Origin of the sequence: Klebsiella sp. K47 (assembly GCF_051858335.1) — a bacterium.
Taxonomy (GTDB): domain Bacteria; phylum Pseudomonadota; class Gammaproteobacteria; order Enterobacterales; family Enterobacteriaceae; genus Klebsiella; species Klebsiella pneumoniae.
Genome location: NZ_JBPYUI010000124.1, coordinates 1 through 306, shown reverse-complemented (window position 1 = coordinate 306; position 306 = coordinate 1). Strand labels below are relative to the sequence as shown.

Annotated in this window: 1 protein-coding gene; it reads left to right on the top strand. The window is 49.0% G+C overall.

The annotated features are described in order from the left end of the window. Positions 1-261, top strand: a 261-nt coding sequence (locus RRF55_RS27380) for a hypothetical protein (RefSeq protein ID WP_439419216.1), incomplete at its 5' end; no start/stop codon positions are given. Positions 262-306 lie beyond the last annotated feature (45 nt).

Sequence of the window (306 nt, the reverse complement as noted above, 5' to 3'; positions counted from 1 at the left end):
CCTTATTATCCATATGGTTATTATTCTCGCCATCCAGCCTTTTGGCCTGATCCGTTCTACGATGTACCACGTGTAGTCGACATTGACCCCGTGCAAGTGTCATACAGCATTCAATGCTTTAAAGACCAAAAATCGGCACCAAGCGATGCCTTTGATGCCACGCTGATTTTAAAATCGCTGGGTGGAAAATACGGTTTGAGTCCAACTGGTGAAGTGCTCCCACCGCCCGAACCCAGCAGTCCAGCGTCGACCAGTAAATAAAGCATAGAGCCTGCCGATGAATGAACCTCAAGCCGTCCCATCGAG